Here is a 23,463-nt window from a genome sequence, read left to right on the forward strand (position 1 = left end):
CGCTACGCACTTTTCCTGGAATTGCTCTAAGGTATCAGCCGAGTCGCCCCGCAGCCTGAAGCGGGTGGTTGCTCATATGTCGCTCTTGTCCTCAATCTCCTGGGCTGGCACTGGAAGCCGCGGCGCGGCCGATCTCGCCGGTTTCGGCAGCAGGCGGCGTACGGCCGGCGCGGCCGCCACATCGTTCCTGGCGGCGAACAGCTCGTGGTTCTTCTCGATGTCGTCGAGCTTGTAACGATAATTGACCATCAGGCCATGCGCCTGACGCAAGGCGCGGGGCGACAGGTCGCCGAAAAGGTCGATGCGCTCGAGCCGCGCGCCATTGCCGAGATGGAACCGGGCGACCGGGTCGATCACCTTGCCGGAGGCGGTGCGGGCTTCGAGGAAGTAGAGCGCCGCAAGAGGAAGCAGGGCCTGGCCCGCGCGGTCGCGGACAGCAGCGTCCGCATGCCAGCCCTCGTTGGCGACGAGGTCCAAAACTTCGGCGGCGGAAGGGGTGGTTTCGGCCTGCTCGGCCAGCCAGCGGGCAAAGCCCGGCACCGGCGACAGCGTGACGAAATCGGTCAGGCCGGGAAGATCGCGGCGCAGGTCCTCGACCACTTGCTTGATCAAAAAATTGCCGAAGGAAATGCCGCGCAGGCCCGCCTGGCAGTTGGAGATGGAATAAAACACCGCCGTCGTCGCCTGCCGTGGTTGCACCAGCGGCCGCTCGTCGGCAAGCAGCTCGGCGATCGTCGTCGGCATCGCCCGGGTGAGCGCGACCTCGACGAAGATCAGCGGCTCGTCGCCGAGTTGCGGATGAAAGAAGGCATAGCAGAGCCGGTCGGCGGGCTCGATCCGGCGACGCAGATCGTCCCAGGTGTGGATGGCATGCACCGCCTCGTAGCGGATGATTTTTTCCAGGATGTTGGCCGGCGTCGACCAGTCGATCCGCCGCAGCACCAGGAAGCCGCGGTTGAACCATGACGACAGGAGGTGCGTGAAGTCGGCATCGACGATGGCGAGATCGGGCGATGTGGGCAGCCTGGCAAGCAGATCCTGGCGCATGCGCACCAGCGTCTCGATGCCGCCGGGCGCTAGGTTCAGGCGGCGCAGGAGCTCCTGCCTTGCCGGCTCGGCGGCGTCGTGCAGGGCAAGTGCCGAGCGATCGTCTGGCCCGGCGCGATAAGCATCCACCGCAGCGGCAAGCCTGGCGTGATCGGTGCCGAAACGATCGCGCAGCACGTGCAGGAAAGCCAGCCTGCCGTCGGCGCCGAGGGTGCGCCAGCGATCGAGAATTTCCCTTGCATAGGCGACGCCCGATGCCTCGCCCTGGCTGGAAAGCAGACGGACGCACAGACGTGCCAGGCTGTCGGCCGAAACCGGCTCGTCACCGCGCACGAGGTTCAGCATCATCCGGCCGCGGTCGGCGATGGTGTTCAGCAGGTCAGCGAAGAAAGGGCTGCGGTTCATCGATCCGACCGTCGAAGAGGAGCCTGCGGGAGAGTCCGGAGAGGCATGAGGGTGAGACAGAGAATATGGGACCGCATGTCATGAGCACAAGCGCACCGGCGTCGGCCAACGAATTCCTGACAGCCTGGGGAGAACAGCGGGTGCCGGTGATGGCGCGCCGGCAGCGGCGGCGTCAGCCGGCCACCTGGTCGGCCGCTGTCCTGATCGCCTCGATGTTCGCCCGATAGGCTTCGACGCTGCCGCCCTTGAAGATAGCCGCACCGGCGACCAGCACGCTGGCGCCGGCGGCGGTGACCAGGGGCGCGGTTTGCGGCGAGATGCCGCCGTCGATCTCGATCCGGATCGGCCGATTGCCGATCAGCGCCTTGACACGCTTCACTTTGTCGACGACCCCTGGAATGAAGGCCTGGCCGCCAAAACCCGGATTGACGGTCATGATCAGGATCAGATCGAGCCGGTCGAGCACATATTCGATCGCCGTTTCCGGTGTCGCCGGGTTGAGTGACACGCCGGCCTTCTTGCCGAGGTCCCTGATCGTCTGCAGCGAACGGTCGAGATGCGGCCCCGCCTCGGCATGAACCGTCATGCCGTCGCAGCCGGCTTCGGCAAACGCCTGCAGATAGGGATCGGCCGGCGTGATCATCAGATGGCAGTCGAAGAAGGCCTTGGTGCGGTTGCGGATCGCCTTGATCACTGGCGGACCGAAGGTGATGTTGGGAACGAAATGCCCGTCCATGACGTCGAGATGGATCCAGTCGGCGCCGGCCGCCGCCACCGCCTCGACCTCGTCGCCGAGCTTCGAAAAATCCGACGCCAGCACAGATGGCGCGATCAGGGTCTTTTGAGCCATGTCCGCTTTCCGTTCCTAAGCCCGCTCCCGCCCTACCGCATCGGCCCGAAAATGGCCAGTCGTCGTGGCGGCAGAATGACCTTGCTGCCTGGGTGTCAGTCGCGAACGGACGCGGAAAGGTTCATGGGACGCGCTGGACGGCCTGGGCTCACCGTGCCATGGCCGGAGAACCCTGGCCGGCCCGAGAAAAGGATGTTGGATGCCTTGCGCAGAATGCTTGCGCGCCGCGCGGCCTGTTCTTATATACGCGCCAAGCCGTTCGGCGCCGGAATGCCGGTTGCAGAAGCGGAATTTCTTGTGAACAGGGGCTTTCGTCGGAACGCCTGTACGGGTCCTGAGAGCCTGCTTAGCGGAGAGATTAGAAAAATGGCAAAAGTAATCGGTATCGATCTGGGGACCACCAACTCCTGCGTCGCCATCATGGACGGCAAGGAATCGAAGGTCATCGAGAATGCGGAAGGCGCGCGCACGACCCCTTCCATTGTCGCCATCAACAGCGACGGCGAGCGCCTCGTCGGCCAGCCGGCCAAGCGCCAGGCGGTCACCAATCCTGAAAACACCATCTTCGCGGTCAAGCGCCTGATCGGCCGCCGCTATGACGATCCGGTAACGGAAAAGGACAAGAAGCTTGTCCCCTACAAGATCGTCAAGGGCGACAATGGCGACGCCTGGGTCGAGGCCGGCGGCAAGAAGCAGTCGCCCAGCCAGATCTCGGCAATGATCCTGCAGAAGATGAAGGAAACGGCGGAAGCCTATCTCGGCGAGAAGGTCGAGAAGGCGGTCATCACCGTTCCGGCCTATTTCAACGACGCCCAGCGCCAGGCCACCAAGGATGCCGGCAAGATCGCCGGCCTTGAAGTGCTGCGCATCATCAACGAGCCGACCGCGGCCGCACTTGCCTACGGCCTCGACAAGAAGGAAGGCAAGACCATTGCCGTCTATGACCTTGGCGGCGGCACGTTCGACATTTCGGTGCTCGAAATCGGCGATGGCGTCTTCGAGGTGAAGTCGACCAATGGCGACACCTTCCTCGGCGGCGAGGATTTCGACATGCGGCTGGTCGAATATCTGGCGGCGGAGTTCAAGAAGGAACAGGGCATCGACCTGCGCAGCGACAAGCTCGCGCTTCAGCGCCTCAAGGAAGCGGCCGAAAAGGCCAAGATCGAGCTGTCGTCGACGACGCAGACCGAGATCAACCTGCCCTTTATCACCGCCGATGCCACCGGCCCCAAGCACCTGACGCTGAAGCTGACGCGGGCGAAGTTCGAGAGCCTGGTCGAGGATCTCGTCCAGCGCACGATCGAACCCTGCAAGGCGGCGCTCAAGGATGCCGGCCTGAAGGCCGGCGAAATCGACGAGGTCGTCCTGGTCGGCGGCATGACCCGCATGCCCAAGATCCAGGAGATCGTGAAGCAGTTCTTCGGCAAGGAGCCGCACAAGGGCGTTAATCCGGATGAGGTCGTCGCATTGGGCGCCGCCATCCAGGCCGGCGTGCTGCAGGGCGACGTCAAGGACGTGCTGTTGCTTGACGTGACGCCGCTGTCGCTCGGCATCGAGACGCTGGGTGGTGTGTTCACGCGGCTGATCGAGCGCAACACGACGATCCCGACCAAGAAGAGCCAGGTGTTCTCGACTGCCGAGGATTCACAATCGGCCGTGACCATCCGCGTCTTCCAGGGCGAGCGGGAAATGGCCGCCGACAACAAGGCGCTCGGCCAGTTCGACCTGGTCGGCATTCCGCCGGCGCCGCGTGGCGTGCCGCAGATCGAGGTCACTTTCGACATTGACGCCAATGGCATCGTCAACGTCTCGGCCAAGGACAAGGGCACCGGCAAGGAGCACCAGATCCGCATTCAGGCGTCTGGCGGCCTTTCGGACGCCGACATCGAGAAGATGGTGAAGGACGCCGAAGCCAATGCCGAGGCCGACAAGAAGCGGCGTGCGTTGGTCGAGGCCCGCAACCAGGCCGAGGCGCTGGTGCATTCCTCGGAGAAGTCGCTGAAGGAATATGGCGAGAAGGTTTCCGAGGCCGACCGCACGGCGATCGCCGATGCGATCACGGCGCTGAAGACCGCTGCCGAAGGCGACGACGTGGCCGAGATCGAAGCCAAGACGCAGGCGCTCGCCGAAACCTCGATGAAGCTCGGCCAGGCCATGTACGAGGCTTCGCAGAAGGAAGCCGCGGAAGCTGACGCCAAGGCGGACGCCGCCAAGGACAGCGACGTGGTCGATGCCGACTTCGAGGAAATCAACGAGGACGACGACAAGAAGAAGTCGGCCTGAGCGGCCTGACGGCAGGTTTAGGCGCATGACCCCGATATCGGAATCGATTTTCGGAAAGGGTCATGCGCAAAAATCAAGTGCTACAGCGCCCTTTGCGCTCCAACAGGACGCGCGGCGCTGTAGTAAGCCCGGCGCAAAGCCGGGCTTTTTTGCAACTCTGGCCGAAAAAGTGCGCGCCTGATCGAAAAAGTGCGGGCAAGCCCGTGTCAACACTGGCATCCCGGCTCCATCGCACCTAAATCGGAACAGCGTGCCGGCGAACGACGCAAAGTGCTTCAAGACGTTGAATATCCGGACTGCGGGAAAAGATGAAAGCTGATTTCTACGAAACGCTGGGCGTGCAAAAGGGGGCCGACGAGAAGGAGCTCAAGAGCGCTTTCCGCAAGCTGGCCATGCAGTTCCACCCCGATCGCAATCCCGGCGATCATGCCTGCGAGCACAAGTTCAAGGAAATCAACGAAGCCTACGAGACGTTGAAGGATCCGCAGAAGCGCGCGGCCTACGACCGTTTCGGCCACGCCGCCTTCGAACAGGGCGGCATGAACGGCGGCGCACACGGCTTCGGCGCCGGCGGTTTCGCCGACATCTTCGAGGATATTTTCGGCGACATGATGGGCGGGCGCCAGCGCCGCTCGTCAGGCGGACGCGAGCGCGGTGCCGACCTGCGCTACAATATGGAAATCACGCTGGAGGAGGCGTTTACCGGCAAGACGGCGCAGATCCACGTGCCGGCCTCGATCTCCTGCATGGAATGCTCCGGCAGCGGCGCCAAGCCCGGCACCCAGCCCGTCACCTGCTCGATGTGCAACGGCCACGGCAAGGTGCGCGCCACGCAAGGCTTCTTCTCGATCGAGCGCACGTGCCCGCAATGCCAGGGACGTGGCCAGACCATCAAGGAGCCGTGCCCGAAATGCGCCGGCCAGGGCCGCGTCACCGAGGAGCGCTCGCTGTCGGTCAACATCCCGGCCGGGATTGAGGACGGCACCCGCATCCGCCTTGCCAATGAGGGCGAGGCCGGCCTGCGCGGCGGCCCGTCGGGCGATCTGTATATTTTCCTGGCGGTCAAGCCGCATGAATTCTTCCAGCGCGACGGCGCCGATCTCTACTGCAAGGTGCCGATCTCAATGACGACGGCTGCCCTTGGCGGTTCCTTCGAGGTGACGACGTTGGACGGCACCCAGACGAAGGTCAAGGTGCCGGAAGGCACCCAGAACGGCCGCCAGTTCCGCCTCAAGGGCAAGGGCATGCCAGTGCTGCGCCAGCACAATGTCGGCGATCTCTACATCCAGACCGCGGTCGAGACGCCGCAGAACCTATCCCGCCGCCAGCGCGAGCTGCTGGAGGAGTTCGAGCAGCTTTCCTCGAAGGATAATTCGCCGCAGTCGAGCGGCTTTTTCGCCCGCATGAAGGACTTTTTCGAGACCTTCGGCGAGCGCTGATGGCGGTTCTCGCCAATCGGGTGTAGAACACAATCGAGCGGAAGCTCCCCTAGCGTCATCAACAGCTTATACCGGCGTCCGCCTTGTCTTGAAGGCCGTAGCTGCTAAGTAGCCACTCGGGGGACCGTTCTGGAGAACTTGCATGGCACATGGTCCCGGACTGCGAAAGGCGCTGGCAGAGAAGTTCGATGACGAACTGAAGTTCTTCAAGGGCTGGATCGACAAGCCGAAGGCGGTCGGTTCGATCGTGCCGACCAGTTCCATCACGGCCCGCAAGATGGCCTCCGTCGTCAACCCGAACTCGGGCCTGCCGGTCCTCGAAGTCGGGCCGGGCACCGGCGTCATCACCCGAGCCATCCTCGCCCAGGGCGTAAAGCCTGAAAATCTCTACGCAGTCGAATACTCACCCGATTTCGTGTGCCATCTGCGCCAGCTCTATCCCGGCGTCAACGTCATCGAGGGCGACGCCTTCAATCTCGATGCGACGCTCGGCAACAAGAGCGGCCTGACTTTCGATTCGGTCATCTCCGGCGTGCCATTGCTCAATTTCCCGGTCGCCCAGCGCGTCGCCTATGTCGAAAGCCTTCTCGACCGCATCCCGACAGGCCGCCCCGTCGTGCAGCTGACCTACGGCCCGCTGTCGCCGATCCCGCCCGGCCGCGGCGACTACACGGTCGAGCATTTCCATTTCGTCATCCGCAACATCCCGCCAACGCAGCTGTGGATCTACCGGCGCGGGGCGCATTAGGTGTGCCCCCAAAGATCGCTTTTCGATCTTTGGGCCGGTGCGTTGATTTGAGCGATCCTTGGCTGTACCTGTCCGGGAACAAGGGTGGCCGATGGCAGTGATCCCGAAAATTCTCGTCTTCGCGGGCTCGATTCGCGCTGGCGCCTACAGCGGCAGGACCGCCGATGTGGCGCAGAAGGAACTCGCCCTGCAGGGCGCCGAGGTGACCCGCATCTCGCTTGCCGACTATCCGCTGCCGATCTTCGACGAGGATCTGGAAAAGGAGAAAGGCATTCCCGAGAACGCCATCAAGCTTGCCCGGCAGATCGCCGCCCATGACGGGCTGCTGATCGCGACGCCCGAATATAACGGCTCGATCCCGCCGCTGCTCAAGAATACCATCGATTGGGTGAGCCGGGTGCGCACGGATGGCGGGCGGTCGTTCAGACCGTTCACCGGCAAGCCCGCCGGCCTTTGTTCGTCTTCCAAAGGACATTTCGCCGGGGTACGCTGCATCAACCATCTGCGCGCCGTGCTGGTGCGCTGCCAGATGGAGGTGGTGACGCCGGAGTGCTCTGTCCCGGAGGGCGGCAACGCCTTCGACGCGGACGGGAATTTCAGGGACGAGCGACTGCACAGATCGATGGAGCACCTATGCCGCACGCTGATCGAAACCTCGCGCCTGCTGTCGACGCGGATCGAGGCGTGATCCGGGAGCGCGCCAGCACCATGCAAGACAGGCTGATCGTCGGCCTCGACGTGCCGACGCTGAAGGACGCCGAGAAGGTGGTGCGCGAGCTCGATGCGGTCGTCTCCTTCTACAAGATCGGCTATCAGCTCGCCTTCGCCGGCGGCCTCGATTTCGCCCGCGAGCTCGCCAGCGGCGGCACCAGGATCTTCCTCGATATGAAGCTGCTCGACATCGACAACACGGTGGCCAAGGGCGTCGAGGCCATTGCCAGGATGGGCATGACCATGCTGACGCTGCACGCCTATCCGAAGGCGATGAAGGCAGCGGTCGAGGCCGCCAGGGACAGCGATCTCTGCCTGCTTGGCGTCACCGTGCTGACCTCGATGGACGAGCAGGACGTGTTCGACGCCGGCTATGAGCATGACCCGCATACGCTGGTGCTGAGGCGCTCCGAGCAGGCGCTGCATGCCGGCATGGGCGGCATCGTCTGCTCGGCCGAGGAAGCGGAAGCGGTGCGCCGGATCGTCGGCCCCAACATGGCCGTCGTCACGCCGGGGATACGGCCCAAGGGCAGCGACCATGGCGACCAGAAACGCGTGGTCACACCGGCGCAAGCGATCCGCAACGGCTCAAGCCATCTCGTCGTCGGCCGGCCGATCGTCAGCGCCGCCGACAGGCGAGCGGTCGCGGAAGCCATCCTCGATGAAATGCGCTCGGCCTAACAATTCGGAGAAGAAGCATGCCCAAGGGATACTGGATCGCCCGCGTCGATGTGCGCGATGCGGAAGGATACAAGGACTATGTCGCCGCCGCCAAGCTTGCCTTCGACCGTTTCGATGTAAAATTCCTGGCACGCGGCGGCGCACATGAAAAAGTCGAGGGGCCCGGTCGTGACCGCAACGTCATCATCGAGTTTCCGTCGTTGGCTGCGGCGCATGACTGCTACCACTCGCCGGAGTATCAGCGGGCGGTCGCGATCCGCCAGAAAGTAGCCGACGGCGAGATCGTGCTGGTCGAGGGGCTTTAGCTCAGCGGCAACCGCTGCGTCGGTCAGACCGCATGCAGGATATAAAGCTTGCGCGTTTTCTCATGGATGGTCCATTCGCCCTCCCAGCCAAGCGGCAGGACGAGCAATTCGCCGGGTCCGACATCTTTGGCTGCGCCACCAGGACCGTGCAGCGTCACGCGGCCGGACACGAGGTGGCAAATCTCGGAATTCGTATCGCGGCGCGCGGTGAACCGGCCTCGCGAACATTCCCAGACACCAACTTCGATCTTGCCATCCTCCGAAGTCCAAAGCGTGTTGGCTGCTTCCAGCTGATCGCCTTCCAGCGAGGTGGGTTTCGGCTGGGGCTCACCGAGGTCGATGTGCGCCAGGTGGGCGAAGGTCTTGAAGTCGATCATTGCTAAATCCTCGAAGTGATGCGGTTCAGTGCCCGGTGATGCGATCGGCCAGGGCGGCCAGCCGCGACGTGCGCGGCAGCCCCTTTGCTTCCCGCTCGTCGGCAATTCGATAGAGCTGATACATCGAATGGACGCCAAGCCAGCGCAGCGGCTCCGGCTCCCACTTGCGCACGGTTCGATTGACCCAGGGAAGCCGCGTCAGCTCGGTGTCGTTGCCCAGCAGCAGATCGCGCAGAGTGCGCCCCGAGAGGTTCGAGGTGGAAACGCCGAGGCCGACATAGCCGCCGGCCCAGCCTATTCCGGTCTGCCTGTCAAAGCCCACCGTCGTGCACCAGTCGCGCGGCACGCCCAGCGTTCCACACCACGCGTGGTCGAGCCTGAGCCCCTTGGTCTGCGGCAGAAGCGTCGTCAGGATTTTGTGCAGCTTGTCGATCGTCGCCTGCTGGGTGACGCCACGAACGTCGGTCTTCGAGCCGAACCGATAGGGCACCCCGCGTCCGCCCATGGCAATGCGTCCTTCCCGGGTGCGCTGGGCGTAGCAGTAAGTGTGCGCGGCGTCGCCGAGCACCTCGTAGCCATCCCAGCCGATTTCGCTCCATAGCTTGTCGGACAATGGCTCGGTGACCACGATGGCGCTGTTGAGCGCCAACCACAGTCTTTCGTGGCCGGCGATTCCCGCGGTAAAACCCTCGGTCGCCCTCACGATCTTTTCGGCTCGCACCACGCCCCGGTTGGTTGCGACCTTGCCTTTTTCGATCGACAGCACCGTCGTCTTTTCATAGATCGGAACACCGAGGCGCTCCACTGCCTTGGCGAGCCCCTGCACCAGCTTTGCGGGCTGAACCCGCGCAACTTTCTTGATGACGAAGGCGCCGCGCGCGTTGTGCACCGCTATGCGCCGGCGCATCTCGGCTGCATCGATATACCCCACACGTTCGTCGGTCAGTTCCCAGGATCTGGCATGGGCATACATCGCCTTGGCACGCTGCTCCTGCGCCTCGTTGGTTGCGACCAGCAGTTCATCGGTACGGCGAATGTCGGCGTCGATGCCTTCGGTTTCCGCAACCGATATGACCTCGTTCACCGTGCCCGTCGTTGCCGCCTGCATGGCGATGACTCCAGCGCGCGAGGTTGCCTTCTCATATTTTTCGCGTGACCATGAGAACCCGCCGGACAGCCAGCCGCCATTGCGCCCCGAAGCACCGAAGCCGGCGAACTCCTTCTCGACGATCACAATATTGAGGTGTGGGGCTGCCTGCTTCAGATAATAGGCGGTCCAAAGGCCGGTGTAGCCGGCCCCGACGATGCAGACGTCGGCCACGATATCGCCCTGCAGCGGCGGCCGATAGAAGGGCACGCCGCCGATGTCGGCATACCAGAATGAGACGTCGCCGTTCTTCTTCACGTCCATTGTCGCGATTTTCCCAGACAGGATTCAGGTCAGCGTGAAATCGGCATTTTCGTCGTCCGCCAACAGCTTCACGTCGCTGCCCGCGAATACGAGGTCGACCTCGTCGCCGATGGCGAAGGTCTCGGCGTCCAGCGTCGAGCGCACGATCGCCTTCGAGGTGTCGGCCAGCACGACCTCGTATTTGGAGCCAGATCCGAGGTAGATGGCCTCGCCGATGCGCCCGGGCAGGGTGTTTCGATCCTGTCCGCCCTTCCCCCGCCTGGCGAGACCCAGCTTCTCCGGCCGCAGCAGCATCACCGGCTTGGCGCCGTCGGGAAGGCGTTTGGCGGCGGCCACTTTCCGTCCGGCTACGTCGATGGCGGTCTCGTTCCCGGAGGTGGAGGCTGCGCCACGCAGTATCGTCGAGTCGCCGACGAACTTTCCAACGAACAACGTCTCGGGCTCGTCGTAGAGTTGGCGGCCGGTACCGATCTGCTCAATGCGCCCCTGGTTGAACACGGCGATGCGGTCCGAGAGGACCAGCGCCTCTTCCTGGTCGTGCGTAACGTAAACGAAGGTGGTGCCCAGTTCCCGGTGGATCCGTTTGATCTCGAGCTGCAGCCATTCACGCAGCTTCTTGTCGAGTGCGCCGAGGGGCTCGTCCATCAGGAGCAGCGGCGGGTCGAATACGATGGCCCGCGCCAGCGCGACGCGCTGCTGCTGCCCGCCGGAGAGCTCGCTGGGGAAGCGGTGGCCGAAATCGGCCATCTTCACCATGTCCAGCGCCTTGCGTACCCGGGCCGCGCGATCGGGATTGGCGATGCCGCGCAAGGTCAGCGGATAGGCGACGTTCCTGCTGACTGTCATGTGCGGGAACAGCGCGTAGTGCTGGAAGACCACGCCGATGTTGCGTTTATGCGCCGGTACGCCGATGACGCTCTTGCCGCCGACATCAAGCGAACCGGAGCTGACCTCGGTGAAGCCGGCGATGACGTTGAGCGTGGTCGTCTTGCCCGAACCGCTGGGTCCGAGCAGCGTCATGAACTCCCCCGGCTCGATGTGCAGCGAGACCTTATCGAGGGCGATGAAGCTGCCATAGTGCTTGCTGACGGATTTGAGATCTATGGCTGCGCCGCGGGCCGATGGTGAGGCCATTTCAACGTTTTCCCTGTCTCGAACCGATCAGCAGCCCCGCCCCGATCACCAGCGATGTCGTGATGAAGAGCAGCGTGCCCACCGCCGCAACGGTGGGGTCGGCATCCCGGGTAATGCTCGAGAATATCTGGACCGGCAGTGTCTTCAGATACGGGCTGGTGATGAACAGCGCGACGATGATCTCGTCGAATGAGGTTACGAACGCAAACAGCAGGCCCGACAGGATGCCCGGCGCGATCAGCGGCAACGTCACCGTCCTGAACGCCGTCAGCCGGGTCGCGCCGAGGCTGGCAGCAGCAGTCTCCAGCCGTTTGTCGAAGACTTCCAGGCTGGCGGAGACGGCGATGATGACGAAAGGAACGGCGAGCATCGTGTGGGCCAGCACGAAGCCGGTCATGGTGCCGACCAACCGCATATCGAGATAGACCGCGTAGATTCCGACGGCGAGCACCACCCCCGGCACGACCATTGGCGTGATCAGCAGCGCGCGCAGCACGCCGCTGACGCGGCTTTTCATGCGATCGAGGCCGAATGCCGCCAGCGTGCCGATGACGGTGGCGAACACCGCCGTGACGACGGCGACCTTGAGCGAACCGACCAGGCTCGCCGACCATTCGGGGCTGGTGAAAAAGTTCTGGTACCATTGCCAGGAAAAGCCGGATGGCGGAAAAGCCAACGATTTCTTGTCGTTGAACGACATCGGCACGACAACGATCGTCGGTGCGACCAGCCAGACCGCGACCAGCAGGCAGTACAGACCGAGCAGGATACGACCGCGCTGTTTCATCAGCGTGTCGAGCCCGTCTTGTGCGGCTGACGCGACAGCGGTGCTGCGAGCGCGAGCAGGACGAAGGTCGCGATCAACAGCACCACACCCATCGCACCGCCGCGGCCCCAGTTGAGCAGGCTGAGCACCTGGTTCTGGATTAGGGTCGACAGCATGGTCGAACGCGGACCGCCGAGCAGCGCGGGGGTGATGTAGAACCCGAGCGCAAGAATGAACACGATGATGGCGCCCGCGTAGACGCCCGGAAGCGAGAGCGGCAGATAGACCTGGGCAAAGGCGCGCGCCGGGCTCGCGCCGAGGCTTCGTGCCGCCTGCATGAGCCGCAGGTCGATCGTCTTCATTACCGAATAGAGCGGCAGGATCATGAACGGCAACAGCACCTGCGCCATACCGATCACCACGCCTGTCTGCGTGCGGATCAGCTTGACCGGGCTGAGGCCGACTGCCCGGATGACGGAGTTGATCACGCCGGAATCCTGCAACAGGATGACCCATGCCAGGGTGCGCACCACGCCGCTCACCCAGAACGGCACCAGCACGCACAGGATGAGGACGAGCCGCATCTTGGGTCCGACTGCGGTCATTACATAGGCATAGGGATAGCCGGCAATGAGACATACCAGCGTCACCCAGGCGGAGATCGCGAAAGTGCGCTGAAGCACGGTCAGGTTGACCGGTGTGCCGAAGAACCAGGCATAGTTCTGCCATCCCCATTGCGGTTCGGAAAAGCTGCGCAAGGTAACGATGGCGAGCGGCAGACCAAGGCAGATGACGAGCAGCAGCAGCGCCGGCGCGACAAGCCAAAAAGCTTGTCCACGAAACCAGCGCCGCCGGTCGTCTGCGGCGACAGCCGAAACAGTGTTCCGGCTGTCGATTGCTCTCGTTGCCACGGTGGCGGACCTAGTTGCCCGCCATCAACGCGTTCCACTTTTCGTTCGCCACCTCGAAGTTCTCCACCCAGAACTTGATGTTCTGCTGGTAGCCAAGCTTCAGCTTGTCCGGCGTGTTGGTCATGAACGCCGCGGTGACCTCGTCCACCTCGGGCTTCGCGTCCTTGTGGATAGGGGTATACGAGGTGGTTTTTGCAAGCGTCTCCTGCGCGCTCTTGCCGACATAGGCGTTGATCAGCGCATGCGCCGCGTCGGGATCCTTGACGCCCATCGGAACGGTCATCTGGTCCATCACAACCAGCCAGTCCTGCCACGCCGGCGTGTACTTCGCGCCGTTCTTGACTGCGGTCATGGCACGTCCGGTCCACATCGCGATCATGTCGGCTTCCCCGGATTCGGCGAGCTGCTGGGAATCGGCGCCGGTCTTCCAGAAGATCGTGTCCGGACCGAGCGACTTCACCTTCTCTATCGCCTTGTCGATATCGGCAACCGTCATGTTTTCGACCGACCCACCGGCTGCGAGCAGCGCCTGCTCGATCATTCCGCCGGACAGATCGCCGCTGCCATCCAACGCGCGCGAGCCTGGGAACTTCTCGATGTCGAAGAAATCCCTCCAGCTCTTGGGCGGGTTATCCTTGTATTTTTCGGTGTTGTACATCAGCACCACGCCATAGTTCATGGCCGGCACACTGCATTCGCTGATCTGGCCCTCCGGAATGTTGGACGTATCGATCTTCGAGAAGTCCAGCTTCTGGAACAGCTTGCCGCAATAGACGTAGGGCGGGAAATCGCCGGTATCGACAACGTCCCAGGTGACATTGCCGGACTCGACCTGCGCCTTCAGTTTCGAGATTTCAGTTGGCCCGTCGCTGAGCAGCGTCACGCCGGACTTATCCACGAACTCTTTCAGCGCGGCGATCTGACCATCCTGGTAAATGCCTCCATACGAGACGAAGGTGAGCGTCTTGCCCTTCAGCGAGCCCTCGGCCACCTCGCCTGCCACGGGCTTGCTTTGCGCAAGCGCTGCGGTCGTGATCATCAGCAGCCCGAGTGCGGCCACCTGTCCGATCTTGGTCTTCATAGTTTTATCTCCCATTTATGTGCACCCGCATTAGTTCGGTTCGCCCGGCTGCGAGCCTTGTCCGGGCGTGTATCGATTGAGTTCCGCCGCGCCGCTGGTCGGGGGCGCGATGATCCAGAGCACCTGCGCCGGCGTCTTGCCGATGTTTGCCGTGCGATGCGGCGTCGAGGTTGCGTATTCGATGCTGTCGCCCTCGTTCATGACGAAACGCTCGCCTGCCAGCGTCAGCTCGACCGTCCCCTTCAGGACGACGAACATCTCGTGCTTGCCGCCATGTGTGTAAGCGTCGTTGCCGGTCGAGCCGCCGACGTCGAAATCCCCCGAATAGACCTCGAATTCATGGATCGGCCGCCGCGACAGCAACGTCTTTCGGCAACCGTGGCTGATCGGCAGCAGAGGGCGGTCGGCCCTCGTGAGCACCTTGTGGAACCCGCCCTCGGTCTGCTCGAACAGGTCGTTGATGCCGAGATCCAACGCAGCCGCGATCCGCATCAGAGTGCTGGCGCTGGCTCCGCTCAGGTTGCGCTCGAGCTGGCTGATGAAGCTCGCCGTCGTGCCGACCATGTCGGCCAGCTGGCGAAGCGAAATGCGCCGGGCTGTGCGAATGGCCTTGATCCGGCCGCCGACATGCTTCGCCTTTTTTGCTTCCGGCGCTGCCAGCGCTGTCATCTCCAGGGATGTCGCAGGGTCGACTTTCACCGATTGCCTCCTCACTTAACACCTTATTAAGTGAGATGTCGGAACGCAAGCCTTTTGTCGAGAAACGATCCTGGGCCGCCGGTCAGCTGCGACACGGGCGCTGCTCATCTTGCTGGCGGACTTGGCTCTCTGGGCAGCTTCGCGCAGGGTTTCTGCTCAGGACGCGGCCAATCGGCTAAAACGGCTCGCGGCGGTCTCGGCCATAGCATCGGCGAGTCCCATCTCCCATTGCGTGCGGCAATAGGCGCGGAAATCGAAGCAGGGCAAGCCGGGGCAGACCTCGAACTCGATGAGATGGACGCTGTCGTCGGCTTCGACCCGGAAATCGATGGAAAATACATCTCGCAGGCCGAGCCCGGTCATCAGGCTTTGCGCGATTTGGCGGATGGTTGCATCGGCTCGCGGCTGGCTGGCAGCGACCGGCAGCAACACGGGCTCGGCGTATGTTCCCGCCGCCCTGGCAGCCTCGCCGGTGTCGCCGTAAAGCGCCAGGCTGTCCGCCATGGTCTGGAAATCACCGCCCGAATCGACAAAGGCGATGCCGAGCGCCTCGATGCCGGTGTCGGGCTTCAGACCCAGAAAACTCGCGCGCGCGTTGCGCCCGGCGACATAGGGCTGCACGACGACGTCGTCGCGATAGGCGGCGAACACGCGCCGGCTAAGCTCAAGCGCATGGCCGAGATCGCTGCTGCGCGAATCCGGCCAGATGCCAATCTTGGCGCCGAGCCGGTTCGGCTTGACAAACCAGCCGGCCGGCGAAGCCGGTGGCTCGACCAGCCAATGACCGTCGCGGGCCAAACCGGATTGCGGCACCGGCAGGCCGAGTGCGCCGAGCACGGCGCCGGAGCGGAACTTATCCTGGCAGAGCGCAAACAGCGCATCATCGGCGCCGAGCAGGTTCAGGCCGTTCAGTCTTGCCAGAGCCGGCGCCGCACCGCCGCGGAAATAGGCGATGCCGTCAGTCAGCGTCCACACCAGGGTCGTGTCCGGGTCCTCACCGGCAAGCATATTTGCGGCATCGTCGAGCGCCACCGGCGCGAAGGACAGGCCGCGCTTCCGGCAGGCTGCGGCCAGCGCATCGAACTCAGAGGCGATATCGGTCGATTGCGCCAGATAGGAGGCGATTTCGGCGGCGCGCGCCGCCACGTGGCCATCGGCGACCAGCCGCTCGAAGCAGGCCTTTTCCGGCTCGTAGACAAGGATCAGCTTCGGCTTGCGGCTTGACATGAGATGAACGATTCCCGGGTATGAACGGGTCCTGGCAGCGCGATTGCCTACCATCGCACGGCTGACGTATCAGGCCTTCGCGGAAAACCGACGTCGGCCGGACGCCTGCCCGACAGTGCTGGTGCAATCTTCTTGTTTGACCATGAATCGTGGTCTAGGCGATCAGCACGCGCGGCTCGAAGCGGCCGTTGACTGGAATGTCGAGCAGAAACGTCATGCCGGCTTGCGGATCCAGCAGGCGCTGTTTCTCATCCTTGCCCGACCAGGCTGAAGTGACCACCAGCCGGTCGGCATTCCTGCCGACAAAGGCCGGGCAAGACGGTTGCGTCACCGGCATCGCGACCGAACGGATGAGCTTGCCGTCAGGCCCGTAAGCCTCAACGACGCTACCGCCCCAGCAGGCGTTCCAAAGAACACCGTCGCGATCGAGCACTGAACCGTCGATATAGCCCTTGGCCTTGCGGTGATCGACGAAGATCTTCGGTTCGCCGACCGGCAGGCCGGTCGCTGGATCGCAGGCGACGCGCATCAACAGGCCGGTGCTGGTATCGGTGTAACAGGCGATCGTTCCATCTTCGGAAAAGCAGATCGAGTTCGACACCGTGATGTCGGAATAAAGCCGGCGCAACTCTCCCCTGAAGAACCAGTAGATCGAGCCGGCGGCCTTTTCCTCGCCCTTGCCCATCGTGCCGACCCAGAAGGCGCCACAGGGATGGACACGCGAATCGTTCGAGCGCGTCACCGGATTGTCGGCCTCGATCGCCGTGTGCAGCGTCATTTTGCCGGTCGCCACGTCGCGGACATGCAGGCCGGTTTCGGTGGCGATCAATTGTCTTTTGTCGTCGATGATGGCGATGGCGCTGGCCATCTGGCCGAGCTCGTGGATTTTGACCGCACCGCCGGACAGCGGCTTTTCCAGAAGCTGGCCGTTGACGATGTCGAACCAGTAGAGCGTATCGGTGGCGGGGTCGTAGCTCGGTCCTTCGCCAAGCTGGCAGACATGGTCGGAAAAAACCGAAACGATGGCTTCCCTCATCCTGCCGCTCCAAACGCTGCATCCCAGGCCGCTGCGGCAGCCCGCGCCCGCACGGCCACCTCGTCGACGCTCATACCAGGCTTGAACAGGCTGGATCCCAGGCCGAAGACGCTGACGCCGGCTGCTTTGTAGCCGGCAAAGTCCTTCTCCGACACGCCGCCGACCGCGCCGACCAGCGTCTCAGCGGGCAAAACGGCGCGCATCGCCGCGATGCCGGTCGCACCGAGCACACTGGCCGGGAAGAATTTCAGCGCCGAGGCGCCGAGCCGGATGGCCTGGAAGGCTTCGGTCGGCGTGAACACGCCCGGCATCGTCACCATGCCGTAATTCATGGCGCGACCCATGACCTCCGCATCGATGTTGGGGCTGACCAGCAGCCGCCCGCCGGCCTTTTGCAATCCGTCGACATCGGCCGCGGTCAGCACAGTGCCGGCGCCGACCAGTGCCGTCGCCGGCAGCGCCTCAACAATCCTCGCGATGGAGGAAAACGGGTCCGGCGAATTGAGCGGCACTTCGATCGCTTCGATGCCGGCCTCGAAGATCGCCCGGCCAATGGCCACCGCCTCGTCCGGCTCGAGGCCGCGCAAGATGGCGACAAGCCCGCGCTCGAGCTTCGGAAATGGTGCGGTCTCGGTCATGCGGCAACTCCGCTGTTGTCGATCATGTCTGGGCAATCATGCCATTTTCGCGCGCCGCTTCGATCAGGCCGAGACGCACCGCCTCGTCGGCATCGACGGCTCTCACCGCAAGTCCGGCAAGGCCGAGCGCGTCCGTGTACAGCGCGCCGAGCGCGCCGGAAGCGACCAGCACGACCGACCCGCCTTTCCCATAGCGCCGGCTGGCCGAGGCGATCTCGCCGCCGATCAGCAGGCCGGACAGGCAGGCAGCGGCATCGTCGGGCTTCAGGTCCTGAAGCAGGCCAGCGGCGCGGATCGAGAACAGTCTCGACGTGACATCGCCGCCCTCGGCCAGCGCTTGCTCGCACCAGCGCCGGAAAAACGGATTGCCTGGGGCAACCGGCTGGGGCTGCTCGCCCAGCGAATGGCGCAGGATCGAATGCGCCGCCAGCACCGAAAACAGCTCGCCGGTCGGCCAGGTGCCGAAACCGGCAACAGCGCCGTCCGCGACCAGCACCCATTTCGAATGGGTGCCGGGCATGCAGACGAGATGGTGGCCATTTGCCGGCAAACCGGCGCCGGCAAGCTGCGTTTCCTCGCCGCGCATAACGTCGGGCGCGTCGGCCTGGCGCTGGGCAAGGCCCGGCACGATCCGGATGTCGCGGCGCTGGCCGGGAACGCGCGCAGCACCGGCAAGGATGGCGCCGATCGGCGCCGGCACGCTGACATAGGGCGCCTCGAGCCAGCCCTGGCGCGAGCCGGCCATGCCGCAGATGATGACGGGCATCGTTTCCGGCGCGCCCATCGCCGCCAGATGTCCTTCGAGGATGGTCGAAAATCCGGCGGCCTGCGCGGTGATCAGCCCATCGTCGCCGCGACGCTCGACGAGAACATTTCCGGTCTCATCGACCAGCCAGACCCTGAGACGGGTCGTGCCCCAATCGACGGCGGCGACAGAAGGCGCGTTGCTCGCGAATTCTGGGCTCACAGGAAGCCCCCATCGACGATCAGCATCTGTGCGGTCAGCATCCGCGAAGCGTCCGAAGCCAGGAACAGCACCGTGCCGACAATGTCTTCCGGCTGCATCATCTGCTTGATGCATTGCTTGGCAACGTGGGCGGCGAGCGCCTGTTCGGTGACCCAGAGCTGCTTCTGCCGCTCGGTAATCACCCAGCCGGGTGCGATCGCATTGACGCGAATGCCGTCGGCGCCGAGCTTGCCGGCGAGCCCCTTGGTCAGGCCGACGATGCCGGCCTTGGCCGCGGTATAGGCCGGCATGTCGGGGTGGTTGATCAGAAACGACGTCGACGTGAAGTTGATGATAGAGCCGCCGCCGGCGCGCTTCATGCCCGGCGCTACGGCTTGTGCGGAGAAGAAGTGCGGACGCAGATTGACCGCCTGGTTGTTGTCCCAGAACTCCACGGTGACATCTTCCACCGCGTGGCGATCGTCAAGTGCTGCATTGTTGACCAGCACGGTCACGTCGCCATGCGCTTCGGCCGCTTTGGCAGCTGAAGCCCGCAGCGCTTCGATGTCGCGTATGTCGGTCTTGAGATAGAGGGGGCGGCGGCCGAGATCCTTCTCGATGCGGTCGGCCAGCGCCAGGCTCGGGCCGTCGGCGATGTCGATGAAGGCGACCTTTGCCCCCTGGCGGGCAAAACCCTCGGTCAGCGCCGCGCCAATACCGGAGCCGCCGCCGGTGATCAGCACCGAAGCGCCCTCTAGGTCGGCAAAGCGCGCCGATGGCATCATTTTTTTCTCCCTGCGCGTGACCCCGAAAATCGGTTTCGACCTTCGGAAAGGATCATGCGCAAAATCAAAGTGCCACAGCGTTCTTTGCGCGGCCAAAAGGACGCGCGGCGCTGTAGGCTCGGTCGGCGCGCATCCTAGCCAGCCCGGTCGGGGGAGCAAGGGAGAAAAAGCAAATTCGCGGGCTTATGTCTGACAAATCGCTCGTCAGATCGCCTTGACGCGCAAGGTGCCACGGAGCGAATTTCTGAGATAGCCGAGCGTGGCATCGGCACACCGGCCTGCCGAACAGGAATCGTTGCCGCCGGCGCTGCCGAACTGGACAAGGCGCTCTGCCTGCGCCTCACCTACGCCCAGCAGGCAATTCTCAAAATGTCGCGATTGGCAGATGACCGTCGAGGTTGTAAGGGCAAGCACAGCTGCCCATCCGGGAGATCCGCCATGCCTCTGAAAATCGCCGTCCAGATGGACCACATCTCCACCGTCTCGATTGCCGGCGACACGTCGTTTGCGCTGTCGCTGGAAGCGCAGCAACGCGGCCACCAGCTGTTCCACTATACGCCCGACCGGCTGTCGCTGCGCGACGGCAAGGTGTTTGCCAGCGTCGAGGAAATGCAGGTCCGTGACGAGAAGGGCAATCACTATTCGCTCGGCGAGAAAGTCCGCACCGACCTGTCGGAGATGGACGTCGTCCTGCTCAGGCAGGATCCGCCGTTCGACATGAACTACATCACCACGACGCACATACTCGAGCGCATCCACCCCAAGACGCTGGTGGTCAACGACCCGGCCTGGGTGCGCAACAGCCCGGAAAAAATCTTTGTCGCCGAGTTTCCCGACCTGATGCCGGAAACGCTGATCACCAAGGATAGCCAAGAGGTTGCCGCCTTCCGCAAGGAGTTCGGCGACATCATCGTCAAGCCGCTCTACGGCAATGGCGGCGCCGGCATCTTCCACCTGCACGAAGCCGATCGCAATCTTGCCTCGCTGCTCGAAATGTTCGGCCAGATGTTCCGCGAGCCCTACATCGTCCAGCGCTATCTCAAGGAGGTGCGCGCCGGCGACAAGCGCATCATCCTGATCGACGGCGAGCCGGTCGGCGCCATCAACCGGGTGCCGGCCGAGCATGATTCACGCTCCAACATGCATGTCGGCGGCCGCGCCGAAAAAACCGAATTGACGGAGCGCGAGCGCGAGATTTGCGCCCGTATCGGCCCGTCGCTGAAAGAGCGCGGTTTCATCCTCGTCGGCATCGACGTAATCGGCGACTACATGACCGAGATCAACGTGACGTCGCCGACCGGCGTGCGCGAGGTGCAGCGTTTTGGTGGCGCAGATATTGCGAGCCTGTTCTGGGATGCGGTCGAGGAGAAACGCAAGTAGCGCCCATGCTTGGCGGAACAGCGGTTTTCCGACCAGTAGCCGAACGCAACGCCATCAGATCAATTGTTCCCGTAATGTTCTTGCCTTCGCTCGAAATCTGTGGTTGTTTCCGGTGACGCCGTTCGCGGCATGATCGCATGGGCTTCGGGCGAGCCCATATCCGGGGGCAGAACAATGGTTGCGCGGGTCCGCACGGTCGCTTTCCAGGGCATCGAGGCCGTGCCGGTCGACGTGCAGGTGATGATCGCGCCCGGCAAGGTCAACATGCACATCGTCGGCCTCGGCGACAAGGCGGTCGCTGAAAGCCGCGAGCGGGTGCAGGCGGCGCTGCATGCGTCGGGCCTGTCGATGCCTTCGAAGAAGGTTACGGTCAATCTGGCGCCCGCCGACCTGCCCAAGGAAGGCAGCCACTACGATTTGCCGATCGCGCTTGGCCTGATGGCGGCGCTTGGCGCCATTCCAGGCGACATGCTGGCCGGCTATGTTGTGCTTGGCGAGCTGTCGCTCGACGGCACCATCGCCGCCGTGGCCGGCGCGCTGCCGGCGGCGATCGGCGCCAATGCCGAAGGCAAGGGGCTGATCTGCCCTTTCGCCTGCGGCCCGGAAGCGGCTTGGGCCGGCAAGGATTTCGACATTCTGGCACCGCGCAGCCTGATCGCCATCGCCAATCATTTTCGCGGCACGCAGGTCCTGTCGCGGCCGGAAGCCGGCATCCATGTCTCGGCGCGCGACATGCCTGATCTCGCCGACATCAAGGGCCAGGAGACCGCGAAGCGGGCACTCGAAGTGGCGGCGGCCGGCGGCCACAATCTGCTGATGGTCGGACCGCCGGGATCGGGAAAATCGATGCTGGCGCAGCGGCTGCCATCGATCCTGCCGCCGCTGGCGCCCAGGGAATTGCTCGAAGTCTCGATGATCGCCTCGGTAGCCGGCGAGCTCGGCGAAGGCAAGCTGACCGACCGGCGGCCGTTCCGCGCGCCGCACCATTCGGCCTCGATGGCGGCAATGGTCGGCGGCGGCCTGCGCGTGCGGCCGGGCGAGGCGTCCCTTGCCCATCACGGCGTGCTGTTCCTCGACGAGTTTCCCGAATTCTCGCCGCAGGCGCTCGATGCGCTGCGTCAGCCGCTGGAGACCGGCGACTGCATGATCGCCCGCGCCAATCATCGCGTCACCTATCCGGCGCGCATCCAGCTGGTCGCGGCGATGAACCCGTGCCGCTGCGGCATGGCTGGCGAGCCGGGCTATCGCTGCCTGCGCGGCGACCGCTGCCGCACCGACTACCAGGCGCGCATATCAGGCCCGCTGCTCGACCGCATCGATCTCCGGATCGAGGTGCCGGCGGTCTCGGCCAGCGATCTGATCCGGCCGGACCGGGCGGAGAAAAGTGCCGATGTGGCGCTGCGCGTCGCACGCGCCCGGACGATCCAGCGCGAGCGTTTCGAACGGCTCGGCGCGACGTCGGCCACCACCAATGCGCATTGCTCGCCCTCGGTCATCGAGGAGATCGCGATGCCGGATGCGTCGGGGCTGTCGCTGCTCAGGGATGCGAGCGAAAAGCTCGGCTTTTCGGCGCGGGCCTATCATCGAGTGCTGAAGGTGGCGCGGACGCTGGCCGATCTCGAGGCCAGCGAGACGGTCGGCCGCATCCATCTGGCCGAGGCGATTTCCTACCGCATGAGCTCGGAGCGGATGGCGCAGGCGGCGTGACGTCCCCCTCCCCCTTGAGGGGAGGGGCGCGGGCGCTACTATCCGTTCGGATTGACCGTCGACGTGCTACCCTGCCCGCTCGCGCGCCTTCAGCTGCAGCTGGCGCGCATGCAGGACCGGCTCGGTGTAGCCATTAGGCTGGACGCGGCCCTTGAAGACGAGGTCGCAGGCGGCGAGGAAGGCGATGGAATCGTCGAAGCCAAGCCCCTATCGCCGCCCTCGCCAGCGGCGATAGGCGTCAACCGGAAACAAGAAATCTGCCCCTCGCCTGCGGGCCGGGAGCGGCCCGCAGGAACTCGACAGTCTGACGCTACGCAGCCTGATCGCTATCGCCAGTCATTTCGGCGGCAGCTACTTAACCGGGATCATGAGATGTGCGTAGGGAGTGCCCGCCCACATCACATATGGTCTGGACGTGTCAGGCTTGGGGTCCGCCGGATAGCCCTGCATCATGTCCATTGCATTGACGACCATCACGTGCGGGCCGGTCTCTATCCAATTGTTGCCTTCCTCGGGCTTCGTCGCAAAAGGATCGGTGTTGCTGCCGTCGCTGCCGCCGGCCAGCATATACATGAAGCCGACCTTGCCCTTGGGCGGTTCCTTCTTTTCCATCCACGCCATTGCCCATTCCATCGAGTTGGCATCGCCACACATTGGATCCGGGCCAGGCGTGGCCGGGTGGTCCGGCATGCACCAGAAGCCGTTTGTACCCTCGCGCAGCGTGCGCATTGCGCCCTTGTCATCCATGGCGTGGATCGCAGCGCCGCTTGCCACAGCGGGGGGTGCGGCGGACTCAGCGCTCTTGATCATCGCAGCGTCATCGGCGGCTGCGCCTTGAATCGCAAACAAACTGGCCGCCGCCAAAGGGGCAGCGACCGTCAGAAGCCGTTTCATGG

Annotated in this window: 23 protein-coding genes and 1 pseudogene; 8 read left to right on the top strand and 16 right to left on the bottom strand. The window is 63.9% G+C overall.

Annotated features, from left to right (window positions below; translation table 11 throughout):
- Nucleotides 1-72: 72 nt before the first annotated feature.
- Complete coding sequence (locus NMG70_RS12015) at nt 73-1,452, bottom strand: malonyl-CoA decarboxylase (RefSeq protein ID WP_254024716.1); 1,380 nt, start codon at nt 1,450-1,452, stop codon at nt 73-75.
- Between the two features lie 172 nt (nt 1,453-1,624).
- Entirely contained in the window at nt 1,625-2,302 is a 678-nt protein-coding gene (gene rpe, locus NMG70_RS12020) for a ribulose-phosphate 3-epimerase (protein WP_254024717.1), read from the bottom strand.
- Nucleotides 2,303-2,668: 366 nt separating this feature from the next.
- Between rpe and dnaK the strand changes: the two genes are divergently transcribed.
- From dnaK to NMG70_RS12050, 6 genes are all read left to right on the top strand, one after another.
- Complete coding sequence (dnaK, locus tag NMG70_RS12025) at nt 2,669-4,585, top strand: molecular chaperone DnaK (RefSeq protein WP_254017693.1); 1,917 nt, start codon at nt 2,669-2,671, stop codon at nt 4,583-4,585.
- Between the two features lie 308 nt (nt 4,586-4,893).
- Nucleotides 4,894-6,024 carry a molecular chaperone DnaJ gene (dnaJ, locus tag NMG70_RS12030; protein ID WP_202365162.1) on the top strand — a complete coding sequence of 377 codons (1,131 nt, stop codon included), beginning with the start codon at nt 4,894-4,896 and terminating at the stop codon, nt 6,022-6,024.
- A 142-nt stretch (nt 6,025-6,166) separates the two neighbouring features.
- A complete protein-coding gene (gene pmtA / locus NMG70_RS12035) occupies nt 6,167-6,772 on the top strand; it encodes a phospholipid N-methyltransferase PmtA (protein WP_254024718.1) in 606 nt (201 codons plus the stop codon).
- Nucleotides 6,773-6,863: 91 nt separating this feature from the next.
- Nucleotides 6,864-7,460, top strand: a complete 597-nt coding sequence (locus NMG70_RS12040) for an NADPH-dependent FMN reductase (protein WP_254024719.1) — start codon at nt 6,864-6,866, stop codon at nt 7,458-7,460.
- Between the two features lie 20 nt (nt 7,461-7,480).
- A complete protein-coding gene (gene pyrF / locus NMG70_RS12045) occupies nt 7,481-8,164 on the top strand; it encodes an orotidine-5'-phosphate decarboxylase (RefSeq protein ID WP_254024720.1) in 684 nt (227 codons plus the stop codon).
- Between the two features lie 17 nt (nt 8,165-8,181).
- Nucleotides 8,182-8,469 (top strand): DUF1330 domain-containing protein, encoded by a 288-nt coding sequence (locus NMG70_RS12050; RefSeq protein WP_077374344.1) that lies wholly within the window; start codon nt 8,182-8,184, stop codon nt 8,467-8,469.
- A 23-nt stretch (nt 8,470-8,492) separates the two neighbouring features.
- On the opposite strand, the gene NMG70_RS12055 is transcribed toward NMG70_RS12050, so the two are convergent.
- From NMG70_RS12055 to NMG70_RS12115, 13 genes and pseudogenes are all read right to left on the bottom strand, one after another.
- Nucleotides 8,493-8,846 (bottom strand): cupin domain-containing protein, encoded by a 354-nt coding sequence (locus NMG70_RS12055; protein ID WP_254024721.1) that lies wholly within the window; start codon nt 8,844-8,846, stop codon nt 8,493-8,495.
- Nucleotides 8,847-8,871: 25 nt separating this feature from the next.
- Entirely contained in the window at nt 8,872-10,257 is a 1,386-nt protein-coding gene (locus NMG70_RS12060) for an NAD(P)/FAD-dependent oxidoreductase (RefSeq protein WP_254024722.1), read from the bottom strand.
- Between the two features lie 24 nt (nt 10,258-10,281).
- Nucleotides 10,282-11,391 carry an ABC transporter ATP-binding protein gene (locus tag NMG70_RS12065; protein WP_254024723.1) on the bottom strand — a complete coding sequence of 370 codons (1,110 nt, stop codon included), beginning with the start codon at nt 11,389-11,391 and terminating at the stop codon, nt 10,282-10,284.
- Between the two features lies 1 nt (nt 11,392).
- Nucleotides 11,393-12,178, bottom strand: coding sequence for an ABC transporter permease (locus NMG70_RS12070; protein ID WP_254024724.1), 786 nt, complete (start codon nt 12,176-12,178; stop codon nt 11,393-11,395).
- Nucleotides 12,178-13,068: an ABC transporter permease gene (locus NMG70_RS12075; RefSeq protein ID WP_254024725.1), complete on the bottom strand. Its 891-nt coding sequence runs from the start codon at nt 13,066-13,068 to the stop codon at nt 12,178-12,180. The genes NMG70_RS12070 and NMG70_RS12075 overlap by 1 nt, the downstream gene beginning before the upstream one ends.
- Before the next feature lie 10 nt (nt 13,069-13,078).
- On the bottom strand, nt 13,079-14,149 hold the full coding sequence (locus NMG70_RS12080) for an extracellular solute-binding protein (RefSeq protein WP_254024726.1): 1,071 nt from the start codon (nt 14,147-14,149) through the stop codon (nt 13,079-13,081).
- 30 nt (nt 14,150-14,179) lie between these two features.
- Nucleotides 14,180-14,848 (bottom strand): helix-turn-helix domain-containing protein, encoded by a 669-nt coding sequence (locus NMG70_RS12085; RefSeq protein ID WP_254024727.1) that lies wholly within the window; start codon nt 14,846-14,848, stop codon nt 14,180-14,182.
- 156 nt (nt 14,849-15,004) lie between these two features.
- Nucleotides 15,005-16,075: a D-alanine--D-alanine ligase family protein gene (locus NMG70_RS12090; RefSeq protein ID WP_254024728.1), complete on the bottom strand. Its 1,071-nt coding sequence runs from the start codon at nt 16,073-16,075 to the stop codon at nt 15,005-15,007.
- A 154-nt stretch (nt 16,076-16,229) separates the two neighbouring features.
- Nucleotides 16,230-17,111: an SMP-30/gluconolactonase/LRE family protein gene (locus NMG70_RS12095; protein ID WP_254024729.1), complete on the bottom strand. Its 882-nt coding sequence runs from the start codon at nt 17,109-17,111 to the stop codon at nt 16,230-16,232.
- On the bottom strand, nt 17,108-17,749 hold the full coding sequence (locus tag NMG70_RS12100) for a 2-dehydro-3-deoxy-6-phosphogalactonate aldolase (RefSeq protein WP_254024730.1): 642 nt from the start codon (nt 17,747-17,749) through the stop codon (nt 17,108-17,110). The genes NMG70_RS12095 and NMG70_RS12100 overlap by 4 nt, the downstream gene beginning before the upstream one ends.
- A 22-nt stretch (nt 17,750-17,771) precedes the next feature.
- The gene (locus NMG70_RS12105) at nt 17,772-18,716 is read right to left on the bottom strand and encodes a 2-dehydro-3-deoxygalactonokinase (RefSeq protein ID WP_254024731.1); all 945 of its coding nucleotides are present in this window, start codon (nt 18,714-18,716) and stop codon (nt 17,772-17,774) included.
- Nucleotides 18,713-19,480: an SDR family NAD(P)-dependent oxidoreductase gene (locus NMG70_RS12110; protein WP_254024732.1), complete on the bottom strand. Its 768-nt coding sequence runs from the start codon at nt 19,478-19,480 to the stop codon at nt 18,713-18,715. Before NMG70_RS12110 ends, NMG70_RS12105 begins: the two co-directional genes overlap by 4 nt.
- A gap of 204 nt (nt 19,481-19,684) precedes the next feature.
- A pseudogene (locus NMG70_RS12115) lies at nt 19,685-19,822 on the bottom strand (GGDEF-domain containing protein); the annotation flags it as partial.
- Between the two features lie 96 nt (nt 19,823-19,918).
- Here NMG70_RS12115 and gshB point away from each other — a divergent pair.
- Nucleotides 19,919-20,860, top strand: a complete 942-nt coding sequence (gene gshB / locus NMG70_RS12120) for a glutathione synthase (RefSeq protein ID WP_254024734.1) — start codon at nt 19,919-19,921, stop codon at nt 20,858-20,860.
- A 174-nt stretch (nt 20,861-21,034) separates the two neighbouring features.
- A complete protein-coding gene (locus NMG70_RS12125; RefSeq protein ID WP_254024735.1) occupies nt 21,035-22,567 on the top strand; it encodes a YifB family Mg chelatase-like AAA ATPase in 1,533 nt (510 codons plus the stop codon).
- Between the two features lie 351 nt (nt 22,568-22,918).
- Here the strand turns inward: NMG70_RS12125 and NMG70_RS12130 are convergent, their stop codons facing one another.
- Nucleotides 22,919-23,461 (bottom strand): hypothetical protein, encoded by a 543-nt coding sequence (locus NMG70_RS12130; protein ID WP_254024736.1) that lies wholly within the window; start codon nt 23,459-23,461, stop codon nt 22,919-22,921.
- Between the last annotated feature and the right edge of the window lie 2 nt (nt 23,462-23,463).

This window comes from Mesorhizobium ventifaucium (assembly GCF_935822925.1).
In the GTDB taxonomy this organism is placed as follows: Bacteria; Pseudomonadota; Alphaproteobacteria; order Rhizobiales; family Rhizobiaceae; genus Mesorhizobium; species Mesorhizobium ventifaucium.

What these genes read in the sequence shown, in the direction of transcription:
- NMG70_RS12015 (WP_254024716.1), bottom strand. Translation starts at nt 1,452, where the DNA reads ATGAACCGCAGCCCTTTCTTCGCTGACCTGCTGAACACCATCGCCGAC.
- rpe (WP_254024717.1), bottom strand. Translation starts at nt 2,302, where the DNA reads ATGGCTCAAAAGACCCTGATCGCGCCATCTGTGCTGGCGTCGGATTTT.
- dnaK (WP_254017693.1), top strand. Translation starts at nt 2,669, where the DNA reads ATGGCAAAAGTAATCGGTATCGATCTGGGGACCACCAACTCCTGCGTC.
- dnaJ (WP_202365162.1), top strand. Translation starts at nt 4,894, where the DNA reads ATGAAAGCTGATTTCTACGAAACGCTGGGCGTGCAAAAGGGGGCCGAC.
- pmtA (WP_254024718.1), top strand. Translation starts at nt 6,167, where the DNA reads ATGGCACATGGTCCCGGACTGCGAAAGGCGCTGGCAGAGAAGTTCGAT.
- NMG70_RS12040 (WP_254024719.1), top strand. Translation starts at nt 6,864, where the DNA reads ATGGCAGTGATCCCGAAAATTCTCGTCTTCGCGGGCTCGATTCGCGCT.
- pyrF (WP_254024720.1), top strand. Translation starts at nt 7,481, where the DNA reads ATGCAAGACAGGCTGATCGTCGGCCTCGACGTGCCGACGCTGAAGGAC.
- NMG70_RS12050 (WP_077374344.1), top strand. Translation starts at nt 8,182, where the DNA reads ATGCCCAAGGGATACTGGATCGCCCGCGTCGATGTGCGCGATGCGGAA.
- NMG70_RS12055 (WP_254024721.1), bottom strand. Translation starts at nt 8,846, where the DNA reads ATGATCGACTTCAAGACCTTCGCCCACCTGGCGCACATCGACCTCGGT.
- NMG70_RS12060 (WP_254024722.1), bottom strand. Translation starts at nt 10,257, where the DNA reads ATGGACGTGAAGAAGAACGGCGACGTCTCATTCTGGTATGCCGACATC.
- NMG70_RS12065 (WP_254024723.1), bottom strand. Translation starts at nt 11,391, where the DNA reads ATGGCCTCACCATCGGCCCGCGGCGCAGCCATAGATCTCAAATCCGTC.
- NMG70_RS12070 (WP_254024724.1), bottom strand. Translation starts at nt 12,178, where the DNA reads ATGAAACAGCGCGGTCGTATCCTGCTCGGTCTGTACTGCCTGCTGGTC.
- NMG70_RS12080 (WP_254024726.1), bottom strand. Translation starts at nt 14,149, where the DNA reads ATGAAGACCAAGATCGGACAGGTGGCCGCACTCGGGCTGCTGATGATC.
- NMG70_RS12090 (WP_254024728.1), bottom strand. Translation starts at nt 16,075, where the DNA reads ATGTCAAGCCGCAAGCCGAAGCTGATCCTTGTCTACGAGCCGGAAAAG.
- NMG70_RS12095 (WP_254024729.1), bottom strand. Translation starts at nt 17,111, where the DNA reads ATGAGGGAAGCCATCGTTTCGGTTTTTTCCGACCATGTCTGCCAGCTT.
- NMG70_RS12100 (WP_254024730.1), bottom strand. Translation starts at nt 17,749, where the DNA reads ATGACCGAGACCGCACCATTTCCGAAGCTCGAGCGCGGGCTTGTCGCC.
- NMG70_RS12110 (WP_254024732.1), bottom strand. Translation starts at nt 19,480, where the DNA reads ATGATGCCATCGGCGCGCTTTGCCGACCTAGAGGGCGCTTCGGTGCTG.
- gshB (WP_254024734.1), top strand. Translation starts at nt 19,919, where the DNA reads ATGCCTCTGAAAATCGCCGTCCAGATGGACCACATCTCCACCGTCTCG.
- NMG70_RS12125 (WP_254024735.1), top strand. Translation starts at nt 21,035, where the DNA reads ATGGTTGCGCGGGTCCGCACGGTCGCTTTCCAGGGCATCGAGGCCGTG.
- NMG70_RS12130 (WP_254024736.1), bottom strand. Translation starts at nt 23,461, where the DNA reads ATGAAACGGCTTCTGACGGTCGCTGCCCCTTTGGCGGCGGCCAGTTTG.